The sequence below is a fragment of the Glutamicibacter sp. FBE19 genome (assembly GCF_015524875.1).
GTDB lineage: Bacteria > Actinomycetota > Actinomycetes > Actinomycetales > Micrococcaceae > Glutamicibacter > Glutamicibacter halophytocola.
In genome coordinates this window covers 607,366-625,471 of the sequence record NZ_JACKQN010000001.1, presented here as the reverse complement: position 1 = coordinate 625,471, position 18,106 = coordinate 607,366, and the positions used below count along the sequence as shown (strand labels likewise).

Annotated in this window: 19 protein-coding genes and 1 riboswitch; of the genes, 7 read left to right on the top strand and 12 right to left on the bottom strand. The window is 59.5% G+C overall.

Annotated features, from left to right (window positions below):
* Positions 1-49: 49 nt before the first annotated feature.
* Positions 50-170, top strand: a riboswitch (SAM riboswitch).
* A 29-nt stretch (positions 171-199) separates the two neighbouring features.
* Complete coding sequence (locus H6F58_RS02825; RefSeq protein ID WP_195181052.1) at positions 200-751, top strand: OsmC family protein; 552 nt, start codon at positions 200-202, stop codon at positions 749-751.
* 76 nt (positions 752-827) lie between these two features.
* On the opposite strand, the gene H6F58_RS02820 is transcribed toward H6F58_RS02825, so the two are convergent.
* The 4 genes from H6F58_RS02820 to H6F58_RS02805 form a co-directional block, all read right to left on the bottom strand.
* Positions 828-1,883 carry an L-idonate 5-dehydrogenase gene (locus tag H6F58_RS02820; protein WP_195181051.1) on the bottom strand — a complete coding sequence of 352 codons (1,056 nt, stop codon included), beginning with the start codon at positions 1,881-1,883 and terminating at the stop codon, positions 828-830.
* On the bottom strand, positions 1,873-2,643 hold the full coding sequence (locus tag H6F58_RS02815) for an SDR family oxidoreductase (protein WP_195181050.1): 771 nt from the start codon (positions 2,641-2,643) through the stop codon (positions 1,873-1,875). The genes H6F58_RS02820 and H6F58_RS02815 overlap by 11 nt, the downstream gene beginning before the upstream one ends.
* Before the next feature lie 171 nt (positions 2,644-2,814).
* The gene (locus H6F58_RS02810) at positions 2,815-3,522 is read right to left on the bottom strand and encodes an FCD domain-containing protein (RefSeq protein WP_060702620.1); all 708 of its coding nucleotides are present in this window, start codon (positions 3,520-3,522) and stop codon (positions 2,815-2,817) included.
* A gap of 26 nt (positions 3,523-3,548) precedes the next feature.
* Positions 3,549-5,225, bottom strand: a complete 1,677-nt coding sequence (locus H6F58_RS02805) for an L-lactate permease (protein ID WP_146276317.1) — start codon at positions 5,223-5,225, stop codon at positions 3,549-3,551.
* Between the two features lie 148 nt (positions 5,226-5,373).
* Between H6F58_RS02805 and H6F58_RS02800 the strand changes: the two genes are divergently transcribed.
* The 3 genes from H6F58_RS02800 to H6F58_RS02790 are packed head-to-tail and all read left to right on the top strand — an operon-like array spanning position 5,374 to position 8,236.
* A complete protein-coding gene (locus H6F58_RS02800) occupies positions 5,374-6,138 on the top strand; it encodes a (Fe-S)-binding protein (RefSeq protein ID WP_060702622.1) in 765 nt (254 codons plus the stop codon).
* The gene (locus H6F58_RS02795; RefSeq protein ID WP_348536363.1) at positions 6,135-7,607 is read left to right on the top strand and encodes a LutB/LldF family L-lactate oxidation iron-sulfur protein; all 1,473 of its coding nucleotides are present in this window, start codon (positions 6,135-6,137) and stop codon (positions 7,605-7,607) included. Before H6F58_RS02800 ends, H6F58_RS02795 begins: the two co-directional genes overlap by 4 nt.
* Positions 7,604-8,236 carry a lactate utilization protein C gene (locus H6F58_RS02790; RefSeq protein ID WP_060702624.1) on the top strand — a complete coding sequence of 211 codons (633 nt, stop codon included), beginning with the start codon at positions 7,604-7,606 and terminating at the stop codon, positions 8,234-8,236. Before H6F58_RS02795 ends, H6F58_RS02790 begins: the two co-directional genes overlap by 4 nt.
* A gap of 81 nt (positions 8,237-8,317) precedes the next feature.
* On the opposite strand, the gene H6F58_RS02785 is transcribed toward H6F58_RS02790, so the two are convergent.
* The gene (locus tag H6F58_RS02785) at positions 8,318-8,884 is read right to left on the bottom strand and encodes a hypothetical protein (protein ID WP_060702625.1); all 567 of its coding nucleotides are present in this window, start codon (positions 8,882-8,884) and stop codon (positions 8,318-8,320) included.
* Between the two features lie 46 nt (positions 8,885-8,930).
* A complete protein-coding gene (locus tag H6F58_RS02780; protein WP_060702626.1) occupies positions 8,931-9,371 on the bottom strand; it encodes a helix-turn-helix domain-containing protein in 441 nt (146 codons plus the stop codon).
* Between the two features lie 462 nt (positions 9,372-9,833).
* On the opposite strand from H6F58_RS02780, the gene H6F58_RS02775 reads away from it, so the two are divergent.
* Positions 9,834-11,003 carry an MFS transporter gene (locus H6F58_RS02775; RefSeq protein WP_060702627.1) on the top strand — a complete coding sequence of 390 codons (1,170 nt, stop codon included), beginning with the start codon at positions 9,834-9,836 and terminating at the stop codon, positions 11,001-11,003.
* 68 nt (positions 11,004-11,071) lie between these two features.
* Here the strand turns inward: H6F58_RS02775 and H6F58_RS02770 are convergent, their stop codons facing one another.
* The gene (locus H6F58_RS02770; protein WP_195181049.1) at positions 11,072-11,683 is read right to left on the bottom strand and encodes a LysE family translocator; all 612 of its coding nucleotides are present in this window, start codon (positions 11,681-11,683) and stop codon (positions 11,072-11,074) included.
* Between the two features lie 236 nt (positions 11,684-11,919).
* On the opposite strand from H6F58_RS02770, the gene H6F58_RS02765 reads away from it, so the two are divergent.
* Positions 11,920-12,372 (top strand): DUF4190 domain-containing protein, encoded by a 453-nt coding sequence (locus H6F58_RS02765; RefSeq protein WP_060702629.1) that lies wholly within the window; start codon positions 11,920-11,922, stop codon positions 12,370-12,372.
* 113 nt (positions 12,373-12,485) lie between these two features.
* On the opposite strand, the gene H6F58_RS02760 is transcribed toward H6F58_RS02765, so the two are convergent.
* The 5 genes from H6F58_RS02760 to H6F58_RS02740 form a co-directional block, all read right to left on the bottom strand.
* The gene (locus tag H6F58_RS02760) at positions 12,486-13,034 is read right to left on the bottom strand and encodes a YceI family protein (protein WP_060702630.1); all 549 of its coding nucleotides are present in this window, start codon (positions 13,032-13,034) and stop codon (positions 12,486-12,488) included.
* Positions 13,035-13,403: 369 nt separating this feature from the next.
* Positions 13,404-14,381: a glycine betaine ABC transporter substrate-binding protein gene (locus H6F58_RS02755; protein ID WP_060702631.1), complete on the bottom strand. Its 978-nt coding sequence runs from the start codon at positions 14,379-14,381 to the stop codon at positions 13,404-13,406.
* Complete coding sequence (locus tag H6F58_RS02750; protein ID WP_060702632.1) at positions 14,378-15,106, bottom strand: ABC transporter permease; 729 nt, start codon at positions 15,104-15,106, stop codon at positions 14,378-14,380. Before H6F58_RS02750 ends, H6F58_RS02755 begins: the two co-directional genes overlap by 4 nt.
* Entirely contained in the window at positions 15,103-16,338 is a 1,236-nt protein-coding gene (locus tag H6F58_RS02745) for an ABC transporter ATP-binding protein (protein ID WP_195181048.1), read from the bottom strand. The genes H6F58_RS02750 and H6F58_RS02745 overlap by 4 nt, the downstream gene beginning before the upstream one ends.
* A 19-nt stretch (positions 16,339-16,357) precedes the next feature.
* Positions 16,358-16,999, bottom strand: a complete 642-nt coding sequence (locus tag H6F58_RS02740) for an ABC transporter permease (protein WP_060702633.1) — start codon at positions 16,997-16,999, stop codon at positions 16,358-16,360.
* A gap of 215 nt (positions 17,000-17,214) precedes the next feature.
* On the opposite strand from H6F58_RS02740, the gene H6F58_RS02735 reads away from it, so the two are divergent.
* Positions 17,215-18,072 (top strand): fumarylacetoacetate hydrolase family protein, encoded by an 858-nt coding sequence (locus H6F58_RS02735; RefSeq protein ID WP_060702634.1) that lies wholly within the window; start codon positions 17,215-17,217, stop codon positions 18,070-18,072.
* The last annotated feature ends 34 nt before the right edge of the window (positions 18,073-18,106 follow it).

The window sequence follows — 18,106 nt, the reverse complement described above, 5'->3', positions numbered from 1 at the left end:
AGTGGATACTTTACCGATCCGCTTGCCACACGATACAAAGGAACCACTGAATCACGAGTTCCACTCATCACAGCCCTGGCTGAGTGGACGGCAACCCTTTAGGCCATTGTGCGGGGTGCCCCAGGTGACGATTCGACGCATCTTGAAATCCAGGATCGTAAACGATGGCGCCCCTGCGCCAGAAAGGGGATGAATCCCCATGCCTCACGCAACAGCCAAGCTATCCGTGGCCGAAGACCGCTCGCAACGCCTGCAAGAAGCCGGTGCCGGTTGGGGCGAACGGATTTCCTCCGCTCCGCACAGTGCCCAGTTGACTTTCACTGTCCAGGGCGAGGGCTTTGCTTCGGTCGCCAGCAATATTCGCGCCGGCAAGCACACCTTCACCGTCGATGAACCAGCAGCGCTCGGCGGTAACGACATCGCCGCCAGCCCCGTTGAATACGCATTGGCAGCCTTGGTCTCATGCCAGGTCGTGGTCTATCGGCTCTACGCCGAGAGCCTGGGCATCCAGGTTGATGATGTGCAGATTACCGCTGATGGGCAGCTCGATGTTCGCGGACTATTCGGCATCGACGCGTCGGTGCGTCCCGGTTTCTCTTCAGTGGAATTGAAAGTCCAGATAGCTGGTCCAGAATCCGTCGAGCGCTACGAGGAATTGCGCCAAGCAGTTGATTCCCACTGCCCAGTCCTCGATCTGTTCGCCAACCCGGTGCCAGTGGCCACCTCGCTGCATCTTGCCGAGGCCAACTAGCACCTGCTTAATAGCAAAGACGCGGTGGCGGCCCTTGTTATCAGAAGCCACCACCGCGTCGTTGTACTGGGAGGGATTACCGCTCCAGGAAGTTCAGCAAGACCTTGCCAGACTTCGAGGAATCCTTGGCTGTTTCAAAAGCTTCAAGGCCATCGGATACCGGGAACTCGTGGGTGACGGCCGCGCCGATGTGCAGGGAACCGTCGGCCAGCGCATCGATCACCTGGTCGATTTCGTCGTTGAAGCGGAAAGAGCCGACAAGTTCCAGCTCGCGGGTGATGGCCAGCGAAATCAGGGCAGGTTGCTCGCCGGAGGGCAGCAGGCCGACCATGACGACGCGTCCGCCACGCACCGCGCCGCGAATGGCAGAGGCCAGGCCGCGGTAATTGCCGCTGGCCTCGATCACCACATCGGCGTTGACCTTGGCGATTGCTTCCTGGTCATCGGCGCGCAGGGTTGCGGTGGCACCGAGTTCTTTGGCAATGCCCAACGGCGTTTCGTGCATGTCCACCGCGATGATTTCGCTGGCACCGGCGCGCTTGAGCACCGCTACGGCCAGCGCTCCGATCGGGCCAGCGCCAATGACCAGAGCTTTTTTGCCGGAGACGGTGCCGGCACGCGAGACCGCATGCCAAGCCACGGCGGCTGGCTCGGCCAGCGCAGCGTCACGCAGCGAGAGGCCGGCGGGCAGTTCGCGCAGCATGCGTGCAGGCAGATTCACCTCGCGGGCAAAGGCGCCCTCGGTGTGCGGGTAGCGGGCAGCCGAGCCCAAATAAGTGCATCCGGGTGAAAGGTTCGGGCGGTCAGAAGGATAGGGTTCCCCGGTGTCTCCCGGTGTTGCCGGGTGCACCGCGACTTTGCTTCCCGCGCCCGGGCCGCTGCCATCAGCGGCCGCCTGGATAACGGTGCCGACGATCTCATGCCCGAGAACCATCGGGGCCTTGAGGATGGACTCCCCGGCCGCTCCGTGGCTCCAATAGTGCAGGTCCGAACCGCAAATGCCGCCATAGGCGATGGCGATTCGTGCTTCATCCGCAGCGGGTGCGGGCAGGTCGATCTGCTCGATCCGCAGGTCGCCAGCGGCATGGGCGACGACGCCCAGGGTCTTGTTGGAAAGGGTGCTAGACGACAACGCTCATGCCTCCGTCGATGAAAATGGTTTGCCCGTTGACGTAGTTGGATCCGTCCGATGCCAGCCATACCGCTGGACCGGCCAAGTCCTCGACTGAGCCCCAGCGGGCAGCCGGGGTACGGCCCAGGATCCAGGAATTGAACTTCTCGTCGTCCACCAGGTTCTGGGTCATTTCGGTGTGGATGTATCCCGGTGCAATGCCGTTGATCTGCAGGCCCGCGCCAGCCCATTCGGCGGTCATCGCGCGGGTGAGGTTGCGCAGGCCGCCCTTGGCCGCGGTGTAGGCGGAGATGGTGGGGCGGGCGAGGTCGGTTTGCACCGAGCAGATGTTGATGATCTTGCCTTCGCCGCGTTCCACCATGCCGCGGGCGGCTTCTCGGCCTACCAGGAATGCGCTGGTGAGGTTGGTATCAATCACACGCTGCCAGTCGGCCACGTCGAGGTCCAGCATCGGCACGCGGTTCTGGATGCCGGCGTTGTTCACCAGAATACGGATGGCGCCGATGTTCTTTTCGATGGCTGCGATGTTCTCGCGCACGGCGGCGTCGTCGGTGACGTCAAAGCAGGCGCTGTGGATTTTTTCGGCACCGTAGCGGGTGGCAAATTCGGCGGCGGTTTCGGCCAGACGCTGCTCATCGCGGCCATGCAGGATGATCGTGGCGCCGGCATCTGCCAGGGCGCGGGCAAGTTCGCGGCCGATGCCGCGGGAGGACCCGGTGACCAGGGCCAGTCGTCCGGACAGGTCAAAAAGTTGGCTCATGAATTCCCTCGCATGAAGTGTCGATGGTACATCGACGGGAACTCATCACCGGTGTAAACCAACTGACGTATCCGAAATGCAGCCCCGTCGCCTACTGAAAACATATCAGATATATGAGGAGCTAAGGGTAATAAAGTCCGACTTATTTAACTGGTGCTCTTGCTACCAGATCTAGCGGGTCTGCGAGTAGAACCAGGTGATGTGCTCTTCGAGCAGCTGGGCTGCGCGCTCGCGCTGGCCGGTGGCAAAGGCATGGTGGATGGCCTTGTGCTGGCGGCGCAGCACCTTGACCACCGGTTGCCAGGCTTCGTCGTCCGGGATGGACGCGGCAACATAGTCACTGATCGAGTTGCGCAGGGATTCCATCATGGATTCGACCACCGCGTTGCCCGCCATGGATGCGAGCAAAACGTGGAATTCGGCATCAATGCGGTGGAAGGATTCGCGCGAGAGCTGCGCATCATCCATGCGCATGATCAGCACCGCGGTCCGATCTATGACCTGCTGGGCATGGATGGGGTCGCGCGGCGTCATCTGGGCTGCCCAGGTTTCCAGCAGGATGCGCGATTCAACGATCTCGCGGACGTTGATGCCCTTGGCCGCCAGATGCAGGCGCAGCGCCTGGGAAATTCCCGCCGCGGGATTGGAGATGATCACGGCGCCGGAGTTCGGCCCAGATCCAGTGGAGGTCCTGATAATGCCCATCACGTCGAGGATGCGGATGGCATCGCGCACCGAAGCGCGGGAAATCCCATGCTGCTCCGCGAGCGCACGTTCGCCAGGAAGCTGGTCCCCCACGGACAACTTCTCGGTACGCAGATCTTCCTCAATGGCCTGAAGCACGATCTGGTACGCACGCGGAGCTGGGTTAATTGGCATCGGAACTATTTTAGCCGTTCAGCACCCTATGGAAGCATCCATGAAAGCACCGGGGTGGACTGCAGGTAGACCAGGACGCACAGCACCAGCAGCATGCCCACCGACCAGCCGGCGACCTTCTTGAGGATCACCGATTCCTGGCCTTCCATCTTCACGCTGGTTGCGGCAATGGCCAGGTTCTGCGGGGAAATCAGCTTGCCGACGACGCCGCCGGAGGTATTGGCCGCCACCAGCAGATGCGGATCGATCCCGGCATTCACGCCGGCGGTCTGCTGAAGCTTGGCGAACAGCGCGTTGGCCGAGGTATCCGATCCGGTCACCGCGGTGCCGATCCAGCCCAGGATTGGCGAGAGGAAGGCGAAGAACCCTCCGGCACCGGCCAGCCAGGTTCCCACGGTGATGGTCTGGCCGGACAGGTTCATCACGTAGGCCAGCCCCAGGACCGAGAGGATGGTCAGCGCGGCGAAGCGCATGTTGTAGATGGTCTTGCCGATCTCCGACAAGCCCTCGCCGAAGGTCATGGCGTACTTTCCGCCGCCGGTGTTCTTCGAGTACACAAAGGCGACGATCACGCCGGTGATCAGCAGCAAGGTGCCCGGCGAAGACAGCCAGGAGAAGGTGTACATGGTCGAGGAAACCGCCTTGCCGCTGGCATCCACCACCTGCCCGTGCAGGCCGGGCCAGCCGAACTTGATGTCGGTGCTGGCCAGCCAGGCAGGGATGTCGACGCCCAGCTTCCAGAGCTTGGCCAGGCCGAAGACCACGATCACCAGCAGGTACGGGAACAGCGCCATCCAGGTGTTCGCGCCGTGCAGCTTGGTGCCTTGCTGCACCGGCACGGCGGCGGCTTCGGCGGTCAGCACGCGGGCCCGAGCTTCGTCGGCGCCCTTCGGGGTCCAGAAGCGCAACAGGATCACGGCCGCTGCCAGGCCGACCAGCGATGCGACGATGTCGGTCAGCTCGTAGGAGAAGTAGGTGGAGCACAGCCACTGGGCCAGGCCGAAGGAAATGCCGATGACCAGGGTAGCTGGAAGCACCTGGCGCACGCCGCGCCAGCCATCGAGGATCAGCACCAGGATGGTCGGGACAAACAATGCCAGCAGCGGCGACTGGTGGCCAACCACGGCGCCGATTTCATGGGCCGGAATGCCGGTCAGGGCTCCCGCGGTGGTGATCGGAATAGCCACGGCGCCAAAGGCCACCGGTGCCGTATTGGCAATCAGCACGGCGCAGGCCGCACGCAGCGGCGAGAGGCCCAGGGCCAGCAGCATGGTCGCGGTAATGGCGACCGGGGCGCCGAATCCTGCCAGCGCTTCGAGCAGTCCGCCAAAGCAGAACGCGATCAAGACGGCCTGGATGCGCACATCGCCGCCGCCGATCACGTCGAAGACCCGGCGCAGGTCTTCAAAGCGTCCGGACTTGACGGTGACCTGGTAGAGGAAGATGGCCATCACCACGATCCAGACGATCGGGAAAGCGCCAAAGACCATGCCCATGGCCCCGGAGTTCAGGGCCATGGCCACCGGCATCTTCCAGCCGAGAATGGCGACGATGATGGCCACTGCCAGCGATCCCAACCCGGCCCAGTGGGCCTTGGTTTTGATCACTGCCAGCAGCACAAAAAAGGTGACAAGAGGAATCAGTGCGATCAGCGCAGAGATCGCAACACTTCCTGCTATCGGTTCAGTTGAGGGAGTAAACACGGTGTGGGCGTCCTTGCTCGAGTATTGGTCTGACCATATGTGGTCCGACCACCAAGGGTACAAGGGTGAGTGGCATCACAACAAGTCTTGACTATCGCGAAAATAATCGCATAGTATGGTCAGACCACACTTGAAAGAGTCTTTAATCATGCGAATCGCCCTCTTTGCCACGTGCATAGTCGACGCCATGTACCCGGAAACGGCCAAGTCGACAGTGAGAATCCTGGAACGCTTGGGCCACGAGGTCATTTTCCCCAAGGCGCAAGCCTGCTGCGGGCAAATGCACATGAACTCCGGCTACATGCCAGAAGCACTGCCCGTTGTCGAAAACCACATCAACGCCTTCGACACCGACGACTACGACGTCGCGGTCGCCCCCTCCGGCTCCTGCGTCGCCTCCATCAAGCACCAGCACCCCTATTTGGCGCAGCGCCTGGGCAAGCCAGAACTCAAGGACCGGGCCACTGCTGTCGGTGCCCGCACCTACGAGCTGACCCAGCTGCTGGTGGACGTTCTGGGCATCAGCAACGCGGCCGAGCAGCTGGGCAGCTACTTCCCCGAAACCATCACCTACCATCCCTCCTGCCACGGCATGCGCTCGCTGGGCCTGGGCGACCGCCAGCTGGATCTGCTCAAGACCGTCGGCGGCATTACCGTCAACGAGCTTCCCGAAGCAGACCAGTGCTGCGGTTTCGGCGGCACCTTCTCGATCAAGAACGCAGACGTCTCCTCGGCCATGCTCGAAGACAAGGTCAAGAACATCTGCTCCACCGGCGCCTCGGCCTGCTCCGGCGGGGATGCCTCCTGCCTGATGCACATCGGCGGCGGCCTCTCGCGCACCGGCGCCAAGCCGAAAACCCTGCACCTGGCCGACATCCTGGCCAGCACCATGGAAGAGACGGTGTCACTGTGACCCAGGTATTCCTCGGCATGCCCGCCGGAGGACAGGGCAACCTGTTCGAGACCGAGCCCTTCCCCCAGGCGGCGCACCTCGAACTGGGCAACACCCAGATGCGCAAGAACCTGCGCCATGCCACCCACACCATCCGCGACAAGCGCTTGAAGGTCGTGGGCGAGCTTCCCGACTGGGAGGCGCTGCGCGATGCCGGCAGCGCCATCAAGAACAATTCCATGGCCACCCTTGAAGAGCGCCTGTTGGAGTTCGAGAAGAACTTCACCGCCCGCGGAGGCGTGGTGCACTGGGCCCGCGACGCTGGCGAGGCGAACAAAATCGTCACCGATCTGGTCAAGGCCACCGGGTCGACAGAGGTGGTCAAGGTCAAGTCCATGGCCACCCAGGAGATCGGCCTGAACGAGCACCTGGAAACCGAGGGCATCGATGCCTTCGAAACCGACCTCGCCGAGCTGATCGTCCAGCTGGGCCACGACAAGCCAAGCCACATCCTGGTTCCTGCCATTCACAAGAACCGCACCGAGGTACGCGACATCTTCCTCAGCCAAATGCCGGTGGTGGATCCGAACCTGACCGATGAGCCGGCCAAGCTGGCCGAAGCGGCACGTTCCCACCTGCGCAAGAAGTTCCTGGCCGCCAAGGTCGCGATCTCCGGAGCCAACTTCGCCCTGGCCGATACCGGCACCCTGGGCGTGGTGGAATCCGAAGGCAACGGCCGGATGTGCCTGACCCTGCCCGAAACCCTGATCACCGTCATGGGCATCGAAAAGGTCCTGCCGCACTGGGAGGACATCGAGGTCTTCATGCAGCTGCTTCCCCGCTCATCCACCGGCGAGCGCATGAATCCGTACACCTCCTTGTGGACCGGTGTCACCGAGGACGATGGCCCGCAGAACGTGCACATCGTCCTGCTGGATAATGGTCGCACCCGCGCGCTGGCCGACCGCTTCGGGCGCACCGCGCTGAATTGCATTCGCTGCTCGGCCTGCATGAACGTCTGCCCGGTCTACGAGCGCACCGGCGGCCATGCCTATGGCTCCACCTACCCGGGCCCGATCGGCGCGATCCTCTCCCCGCTGCTGACCGGCATCGAGGTCGAGGAAAACGGCTCCCTTCCCTACGCCTCCTCGCTGTGCGGTGCTTGCTACGAAGCCTGCCCGGTGAAGATCAACATCCCGGAAATCCTCGTGCACCTGCGTGGCGAAGATGTGGATGCCAAGCGCGCCAAGCACAAGCTGCCAACCCAGATGGACCTGCTGATGAAGGGCGGCTCCTGGGCCTTGGGCAAGGGAAAGAACCTTGGCCTGCTCGAAAAGGCGCTGCCGCTGGGCCGGCTGGCTGCGGGCAAGGACAAGAAGATCAAGAAGCTGCCGGGCATCGCTGCCGGGTGGACGCAGAGCCGCGACATTCCGGCCCCGCCGCAAAAGTCCTTCCGCGACTGGTGGAGCGACGAAAAGGAGTCCAAGTGAGCGCGAAAGAAGAAATCCTGACCAGGATCCGTTCAGCCCTAGCCGATACCCCGGCGACCGAAGAGGTTCCCCGCAGCTACCGCACGGCTTCGACGCTGGGCAAAGAGCAGCTCATCGAGTTGCTGGTGGACCGCTTGGTGGACTACAAGGCCGGCGTTGAGGTGATCGAGGCGGGGCAGATTCCACAATTTGTTGCCGCCAAGCTCAAGGATGCCTCCAGCGTGGTCTACCCGCAGGGACTGGATGCCAGCTGGCTTTCGGCGCTGGGCCAGAACGTGGAACAGCGCGTTGATGCTCCCGGCGCCCGCTTGAGCGTCGCCGAATTGGATGCCACCAGTGCCGTGGTGACTTCTTCGGCGGTTTCCGTTGCCGAATCGGGAACGATCATCCTTGATGGCCAGCCCGACCAGGGGCGCCGCGCTATTTCGCTGGTTCCCGATCACCACGTGTGCATTGTGCCGATCTCCACGATCGTGCAGCTGCTGCCCGAGGCCATGCCGCGCCTGTCCATCACCCGGCCTCTGACCTGGATCTCCGGCCCTTCGGCAACCAGCGACATCGAGCTGGAACGTGTTGAAGGGGTGCACGGACCGCGCACCTTGGATGTGCTGATGGTTCGCGGCCTGTAGCAACTCGCGCTAGGCATTGTGGCCGGTTCCCCCACCTGGAAAGGGCCGGGGAACCGGCCACAAGTTTTTATCGGTCTGGCGCTACTTGGTGGTCACGGCCATTTTTCGAATACGTTTCAGCACTATCTGAGCGAATTCAGGGCAGTTAGCGTCGCGCAATGCTTCCGGAAGTTGCTTGCCGTCACGTTTCGCCCAATACGGAGCTTGGAACTCGATAACTTTTTGGACGGCTTGTGGATCAGATTTTTCGATCTCCACAAAAAACTCGTCGCAGGAGTAAACATCATAAAGCGCCAGATCAGAAGAAAATCCAGAGTCCTGTGTAAGTAAAATATCTGCACGGCTTGCTTCTGCCGCATGGTGAACATGCCAGTCTCCGGAATCTGCCATACCGTCGACTTTGCCCCCGGGGAAAACCTCAATAATCTCGTCAAAAATATCTTGGATCTTTGACATCAATGAGGAGATTCCTTCGCCATCCCACTCAGGATGATCATCTCTTAAACGGGTTCCCGCTTCATTAATGACATCCCACGAAGTATGTATCTGAAAAAGTCGGCCGCGCGATTCAATCCGCAGCAGAAAGAGCCAGTCATACAGGGTTCTGCTAAAGAGAACATTCGCATCAACAAAAACACGTTGGGCCATGGCGCTATTCCTACCATGGCCCGACGTGCCTGATTCCTAGAAAGTGCTACTTGTGATTTTCGATTTCATCACGAATCTCTAGAAGGTCCATCATCGCGGCCTTTCGCGCAACTTCGCGTTTGGCCTTGAGATTCATAACGTCATCTCGCTTGAACCTTGTATGACTACCGACCTTGAATGAATCGATATCTCCGGCTTTTGCCATTTTTAGCAGAGTAGGCCGGGATACCCCCATAACTTCAGCAGCGGTATTGCTAGTAAGCTCGTCGGGCAAGGAACCCACAGTGACACTTCCATTTAGGGCAAGTGTGCGAATTACTCGAGCGATGATCCTCGAAAGTTCCGGAGATAGCTCGCGTGTTTCACCGTCAGCCATGATTGCGGCAAACCCAGCGATGCCGGCTGGAGCGATATCAACTTCGTGCCGCACCGATATGAGCTCCTCAGCACTGACCATGACGTCAGCCTTGGATAGCACAGCACTCATCTTGATCCCCCATGTTCTCTACAGCTCAAAAATATCACTTTTCACTTATAAGTGAAAGGGGTAGTCGTGGTAGTTCCAGACCGCCATTCAAGGCATCGCAAAACTCGATGACACCGCGCTGTACTTTGCCCGCCCTCCGGTGCGTTCGGCTAAGCACTGTCCGTCAATATTTCATCGCGCCCAGAAGGCACGCAGGTATGCGGTCGAGGAACCGGCCAAAAGTATTTATCAGGCTGGCGCTACTTGGTGGTCTCGGCCATTTCGTTGGGCTCGGAATCCAGGAGCACGGAGGTGCAGCGAAATTATCTGATCGTCGCCCGCGTTTGACTCAAGGCCCAGCCCCGCGCTACCTCCCACAAGTCCTGCTTTATGCGCCGGGTACTGCCGTCATCGATAACAGCACGTTCGGGGTGAGTCTGCTTACATGAGTGGGTAGGCTGAAGCATTTTCCGAAGGACATCCATGGCTGAGCAGCACCCACAGGTACCGGCGCATTCGGTTCCCGATTCCGCCCTGCGCTTCATCGGATTCCTTTCGTTTTTTGACCGCTACGGCACTCCGCCGATGCTGCTGGCACTCTCGCTGGGCACGTCTTTGGACTTCTCCCAAGCCGTTCAGCTTGTCACCGCCTACTCGTTGTTCTACGCCATCGGGCAACCGCTGTGGGGACTGGCCAGCGATCGCTTCGGACGACTTCTCGTCCTGCGTTCAGCGCTCATTGGTGCCGGTGCCGGCGCCCTGGCAAGCATCATGTTCAGCGATTATGCACCTCTGCTCATTGCACGATGCCTCACCGGACTGATGTTCGGCGCACTCTATCCGACGCTCCTGACCTTGCTCGGCGACACTCGCCACGGTGTTGAACGGGCACGCGGGCTATCGGATCTTCAGATCTATTCGTCCTTGGGCACCACCTTGGCCACGCTCTCGGCAGGAGCGCTCGCTACCTATCTGGATTGGCGCCTGGTCTTCGCGCTTCCAGCGCTAGGGAGTGTCGCTGCGTTGTATTCCTTGCGTCGTTTGCGAGAGCCACAGCATTCGCGCAGCAGTTTTAGCCTTGCAGCGGCATTGCGTCCAATGAATTTGGCCTTGTACGCCATCGTCTTTCTGGAAGGCGCGCTGCTGATGGGTCTGCTGACCTACGTTGTACCCGCCTTGCAGCGCTCGGGTGCTTCCATTGGAGTAGCGGGCGTCTTGGGGTGCGGTTTTGCAGTGGGAGTAATTTTGGGCGCGCGGTTGATGCGACGGCTGGTGGCGCGAATCTCGCGGACCTGGCTGATCGGTGGAGGCGGATTGCTGCTCTGTGGAGCTTTCCTGCCATCCGCGCTCTGGCCTTCAGCCGGTTCATATACCGCCACTGCCCTGCTCCTGGGAGCCACGAATGCCATCATGCACTCTTCGATGCAGGGCTGGGCCACCGACATCGCACCGGATGCTCGGGCGACCACGGTATCGTTCTTCGTGTTTTCGCTCTTTGCCGGCGCCTCGGCGGCCACCTATGTCAGCGCCGCCACCGCAGAACAGGGACATTACGCGCAGATTTTCGGTTACGGCCTAGTCTTCAGCCTCGTATTAACTGTTCTTGCGACCACTACTCATGCGCTATGGCGCAAGAAGACCCCAGGCAACTAATCTGTCCGCGGCTTGGCAGCACAAACAGCCTATGAATGGGCAACGCCTTGCTGCACTTTGAGCGGAGCCTACTTGAACGCGCTGATGATCACGCCGGCACCCATCAGGAACAGCGCCGCACAAGCCGTCCACTCCAAACGCAGAGCGATCTCTGGTCGCTTGAACCAGTGCATTGCCTTGGACGCAGCAGTGCTCAAGATCAGCATGTAGCCGAAGCCTACCGAAGCGAAAATTGCACCTAGCCCCATCCCCCAGAGGAAAGTATTGGAATCCTTCGGGATGAAACTTGGCATCATGGCAAGAAAAAGCAAGCCCAGCTTTGGATTTAATGCAGCAGAAAGCATGCCAGCGGCAAAGGTCTTTCCCAATGAGTGAACTTCCCGACGATGCCCCTCACGAGTTTCAGTGCGAGCGATCGCGCTATCAGCCTTGGCAACCGCTCGCGATTTCAGGAAGCCGCTGAGCCCCAGATACGCCAGATACAGCCCACCGAGAATGGCGATAACGGTTTCAACCACGGGAAACCGCTGAATTACCGAAGCCGCGCCAGCTCCCGCCAAGGTAGCCCAAGCGAAAATGGCGACCATCATTCCCAGCGCTGCAATTATTCCGTGCATCTGCCGCACCAGCGAATAGCGCAGCACCAAGAAAGTATCTGGTCCAGGTGAAAGTGTCACCATCACGCAAACGCCAAGGTATGCGCAGAACGAAGCCCAAGTCATAATGCACCAGTTTAGAAATGAAATTGCTACATCGGCGAAACGGTGACGATGGCATCAACCAGTTTCACGGTTGGCAGTCGCTGTTCTCGATAAGGGCTTCTGGGGCTCGAGCAGAACATTTTCTCCAGTTTGTACGAGAATTGACCCAAGCATTGATTTAATAGACTCACCATCAAGTTTGAAAGCAGGCGGCAATGTCTACTCCGAATGGCGAACCGCAGAATCCGTACACTGCGGGGCAGCCAAACCAGGGCCAGAATCAGCGGTTCGGTCAGCAAGGGCAATACCAGCAGTCGCAGTATCAACAGTCCCAGTACCAGCAGTCTCCGTACCAGCAGACGCCTTACCAGGCTGGCTATCCCGGATACCCAACGCAGGCGCAGTTCGAGGGAAGCCAGCTGGCCCAGACCTCCATGATCCTTGGCATTCTTTCGATCTTTATCTTGAATGTAATTTTGGGTCCCATAGCAATCGTCAAGGCCAACCGGGCCGAGCGCGAGTTTAATACAGCGGCAACCGTGGGCAAGGTGACTGGCTGGATCGGCACCATTATCGGCTTGTTCTGGGTTCTTGGCTTCGTGGGCATGATGGTTCTGGCAATCTTCGCGCCAGAAATGTCCTACGACACCTACGACAACGGCTTCTAGGCTCACTAGAAAATCCGCTTAACGACAAAAGCCTCCGAACCATAACTGGTTCGGAGGCTTTGCCGGTATCGGCCCTCATACCGCCAACCCCATGGCGGTTCTCGGGAAGCTATTTAGGCTGCGGCAGGCAGTACGAAGGAAGCATCAAGCTCGATCTTGACCTTGTCGCTGACCAGAACGCCACCGGCTTCCAGCGCTGCGTTCCAGGTGATGCCGAATTCCTTGCGGGAGATGGTGGTGGATGCGAAGAAGCCAGCGCGGGTTGCACCAAAAGCATCGACAGCCTGGCCGCCAACTTCAACTTCGAATTCAACTTCCTTGGATACGCCACGGATGGTCAGGTCGCCAACCAAGATGAACTCGTCGGCACCGCCCTTGAGGCCGGTCGACTTGAAGGTCATGGTTGGGAACTGCTCGGCGTCGAAGAAGTCAGCGCCCTTGAGGTGGCCGTCGCGGTTTGCATCCTTGGTGTTAACCGAGCTGATCTGAACGGATGCTTCAACGCTGGAAGCTTCCAGGGTCTCTGCGATGTTCAGGGTTGCATCGAATTCGGTGAAACTACCGCGAACCTTGGAGATGCCAGCGTGGCGGACCGAGAAGCCAACCTCTGAGTGCGATGCGTCAAGGTTCCAGGTACCAGCGGTCAATGCAGTTGCAGTCATGTCTAAATCCTTCCGTTGCGCCAACAAGTAGTTGACGTTTCAATTTGTTTCGATGACACCAGTATTGCACCAATTAAGTTGAAGCGTCAATGAGTTTTCTCAAAAAAAATCCCCAACACGCACGCGTGCGACCAGAATTCGTATGTTGACCTCAATCTTTAGGCTACAAAATTCTTTTTGAACTACTTTTGCACTCGACCGGTCTTGGCTCAATGCGGCGATTTGGGTGCAACCCAGCCCATTCATTCTGCAACCACGGCTGAACCGGGGAAACCAACCCTGGATGAACCTTCAATGGCAAAAGCTGGACCCCGACTTCCAAAGAAGTCGAAGCCCAGCTTGCGAGGTCATCCACTATCGAACGCTATATCAAGGCTTGGAAACCAGCCCTTGATCAACCATCCATTCAAAGGCAACGTCTGCTGGCTCGCGGCCAACGACATCCACCTGGTAGTTCAGTTCCATCAGGACTTCATCGGTGAGCAGCGGAGCGATCTGGGCCATAATGCCTTCAACTTCCGGATGCTCTTTCAAGAATTCGCCATTAAAAGCTGGAGCGGCGTTGTAGCTCGGGAAGTACTTCTTGTCGTCTTCCAATACCGTCAAGTTCAAAGCCTTGATTCGGCCATCGGTGGTGAACACTTCGCCGAAGTTGCAAGCACCGTCGGCTGTTGCCTGATAGATAGCGCCAACGTCATAGAGGCCAATATTGCTCTCCGGAACCTCAGCCCCGCGGTCAATGCCATAGTGCTCCAGCATTGGCGTCAGGCCATCGCGGCGCGAATTGAATTCAGGATCGACACAGAAGGTCAGATCCTTCGGATCCACATCTTTCAGCTCTGAAAGCTTGGTAACTCCCAGGTGTTTTGCCGTCTCTTCATTCATTGCCATGGCATACGTGTTGTTCAGTGGTGCCGGATCGCCCCAGTCGATGCCATTGGGAATATCGTCCTTTTTCACCGCTTCCCACTGTGCCTGTTCTCCATCGACCGGTTCTTCATGGCCAAGATATGTCAGCCAAGCGGTGCCGGTGTATTCCCAAAGCACACTAGCGTCCCCGGAGAGCAATAGCTGCCGGGCGGGCTGGGAACCTGGCACGTTGGTCAAGTCGGTGACGTCGTAGCCGGCGGCTTCCAAGGCGATCACGGTGATCTTGCCCAAGAGCAGCTGCTCGGTGAACGACTTGGAAGTCACCGTCACCTTCGACTTTTCCTGGCCATCAGCGACCGGCTGGATTTTTCCGGGCCCCACCGCGGGGACGGTACCCGTTGACGGGCTCAGGCCGCAACCGGCTAAACCGATCACCGCAGCGATCGAGACCAGGGACAGTTTCATTGCGTTTTTCATGACAGTCCCTTCGGCCGTGCAACCTGTTCCACGACGCGTCCCAGCCAATCGATGGTCAAGGCCAGCAGCGCAACCAGAAGCGAACCGGTAATCAGTACGACGTTGAGGTTGAGGTTCACCCCGGTGGTGATCAGGATGCCCAATCCGCCACCGTTGATGAAGGTCGCCAAAGTGGCAGTACCCACCAGGAGAACCAGCGCGGTGCGAATGCCGGACAGCATCACGGGCACGGCCAAGGGCAGCTCCACCTTGAACAGCACTGCCATCAAGCTCATGCCAATGCCTCGCCCGGCCTCGACGATGCGCTGGTCTACCTGTTGCAAGCCCACGATGGTATTGGACAGCACCGGCAGAATGGCATAGATCACCAACGAGACGATCGCGGTCTTGGCGCCGAATCCAAGCCAGAACGCCAACAGCACGACAACGCCAATAGCCGGAGCTGCCTGGCCGAAGTTGGCAATGGCCCGCACAACCGGCGCCGCACGGCGCAAGCCCGGACGGGTCAGCACAATGCCCAGGGGAATGGCGATGATCAAGACGATCACCGTGGAAATCACCGTCAGCTTCAGGTGCTCCAGGGTGTATCCCCAGATCGTGGCCGGATCCAGTGTCTGGCGTTCGGTCTCGGTCAGATCAGCGGTCAGCAGCCACACCATGAGCACCGCGAAGGCCGCGGCGATGGCCACGATTTGCCATATAAGGGTTCGTTTTTCTGCGCTCATACAGGTTCACCATCCGAATTGGCGGCCCCGCTATTGATGTCCACGATGTTGATAGCTCCAGAGTTCAACCCGACCGGTGCCGAGTGGTCCCCGTCTTGGGCGCCATTGGCCGCAGCGATGGCTTCCATCACCGTCTGGACGGTGATGGTGCCCAGCAGCACGTCTCGCCGGCCGGTGACCAGCGCCGATTCGGAACTGGCCACCAGCATGGTGTCCAGGGCATCGTTGAGCGTTGCCTGCTCGCCAACGACCGGAAGGCTCTGGTCATAGGTGCCGTCGATGATCTCCGCACGCGAGAGCTGCCGGCGATCCAGCCGGCGCAAGGGACGCCCGCGTGAATCCAGGACCACCGCGTACTTGCGGCCGGCGCCTTGCACTTGCGAGAGCACATCGGAAGCCCGCTTGCCCGGCGATGTCGTGATCGCTTCTTCCAGGTCCACCTCGTTGACCCGGGTCAGCGTCAGCTGCTTCAAGCCTGCGCCGGAGCCAATGAAGTTCTCCACGAATTCGCTGGCCGGATTGGCCAGGATCCTTTCGGGAGAATCGTATTGCTCCAGCTGCGCGCCTTCGTTGAAGATGGCGATCCAGTCCCCCAGCTTCACCGCTTCGTCAAAGTCGTGGGTGACGCAGACAATGGTCTTCTGGACCTCGGACTGGATGTTGAGCAGCTCATCTTGCAAGCGCTGGCGGGTGATCGGATCAACCGCGCCGAAGGGCTCGTCCATGAGCAATACCGGAGGGTCAGCCGACAAGGCGCGGGCCACGCCAACGCGCTGCTGCTGGCCACCGGAAAGCTCCTTCGGGAAGCGGTCCCGATACAGCTCGGGATCCAGCGATACCAGCTCCAGCAGCTCATCGACACGTGCCGCGATCTTTTCCTTGGACCACCCCAGCATCTTGGGAACCATGGCGATATTGGTTGCCACGGTCATATGCGGGAAGAGCCCTCCAGCCTGGATGACGTAGCCAATGCGCCGGCGCAGCTCGTCGCCATTCATGCCGGTGACGTCTTCCCCGTTGATCACGATTTTTCCGCTGGTAGGCTCGATCAGCCGGTTGATCATTTTCAGGGTCGTCGTCTTGCCGCAGCCCGAGGGCCCAACGAACATCACGATGGATCCGGCGGGGATCTCCAGGGTAAGGCCGCCGACTGCGGATTTCTTCTGCCCGGGGTACGTCTTGGTCACTTCTTCGAGCATGATCGACGCGCCAGTGACATCCTGTGCGGTCATGGTTTCGGAATTCTTATTTTCAGACACGGATACCTCGCGGGGTAGTCAGTCGGCCGATGCCGAGCAAAATCAAGTCAAGAATGAGCGCAAGAATCACGACGCCGGCCACGCCGGTCACGACAGATTCCAGGGAGTTGGCTCCGCCAAGGCGGGAAAGGCCCTGGAAAATGAAGCCACCGAGGCCCGGGCCCAGCGCATAGGAGACGACAGCGGCTACGCCCATGACCATCTGGGCCGAAACTCGCACGCCGGTCAGGATGACAGGCCAGGCGATGGGCAGTTCCACGGAGATGAGGGTTTTCAGCCGGCTCATTCCGATGCCCTTGGCGGATTCGACAATGGACGGTTCGATATTATTCAGGCCCACGATGGCATTGCGCAGAATTGGCAGAGCAGCGAAGAACGTCACCACGATCACCGCTGGTGCAACGCCGAAGCCAAAAGGAACAATCAGCAAGCCAATCAACGCGAAGGACGGGATGGTCAGCCCGATGGCGCTGACGGAGTTGGCGATGCCGGAGAGGGATTTATTGCGGTACACCAGGACGGCAATAAAAACAGCAATGACAGTTGCCAGGATCAGGCACTGAGCGACCAGCGAAAAGTGCTGCCACGAGGCGAAGAAAATATGGCGATATCGCTCGCCAAAATAGTCACCCACATTAAAACCTACTTCACTTTAGTTACGTATCCAGATAGATCTCAGGGCAGCAAAACTGCCCCGTTCATATCCTGAGCTTACCGGGGGTAATTCAGGTCACCAAGATTATCGGGGCTGGGCACCGCGCCCCGCACCATGTTCTACCGGGCAAAACAATCCTTGTGGGAAGCTGAAACAGGGTGTGAATTCGACCCGAAATGTAGTGAGATAGAAACATGAAACTTGCTACGCTCCGCCTCGCCAGCGAACCCGGCCATACCACGGCAGCTCTCATCGACGATGGCAGGGCCTACTATCTGGACAATCTCGACACCGTGCAGCGTTTCCTTCGGCTCGATCCCGAAACCCAGCAGGAAGTCATCGCCCGCGCGCTAGTCGGCGAGTCCATTGCAGAGGGCGAAGCCGACTACGCCCCCTTGATTCCCCAGCCGTCGAAGATCTATTGCATCGGCTTGAACTACAAGTCGCATGCGGCAGAAGTCGGCGAGGAACTGCCCAAGTACCCCACCGTATTTGCCAAGTTTGCTTCATCGCTCTGCGGCGCAAACGACGCGGTGGAGATCCCGGTAGAAGACCATCGCGTTGATTACGAGGCTGAATTGGCCATCATCATCGGCGCACCGGGCCGCCGAATCAGCGAGGAATCCGCCCCGGAACATATTGCCGGCTACGCCGTTTCCAGCGACGTTTCCATGCGCGGATACCAGGGGCGCACGCAGGAGTGGCTGCAGGGAAAGATCTGGGATCACTCCACTCCCCTTGGTCCGTGGCTGGTGACTCCTGACGAACTGGATCCAGCAGCAAAAATCACCAGTTCCGTCAACGGCACGGTAGTCCAGGAGGCCCGGATCGACGATTTGATCTTCTCCGTGAGCGAGCTGGTTTCCTACCTCTCGACCTTCAACGAGCTGCAGCCCGGTGATGTCATCCTGACCGGCACCCCTGCAGGTGTAGCACTGGGACGACGCGACGAAAATGGGCGCCACCCGTGGCTCAAGCACGGAGATGTGCTGGAGACCCGGATTGAGGGTCTGGGAATGGCCCGGACAACGTTCCACGCACCACAGAACTAGCCATTTAGCTGCAATGGGCCTGCCAGTTGAACTG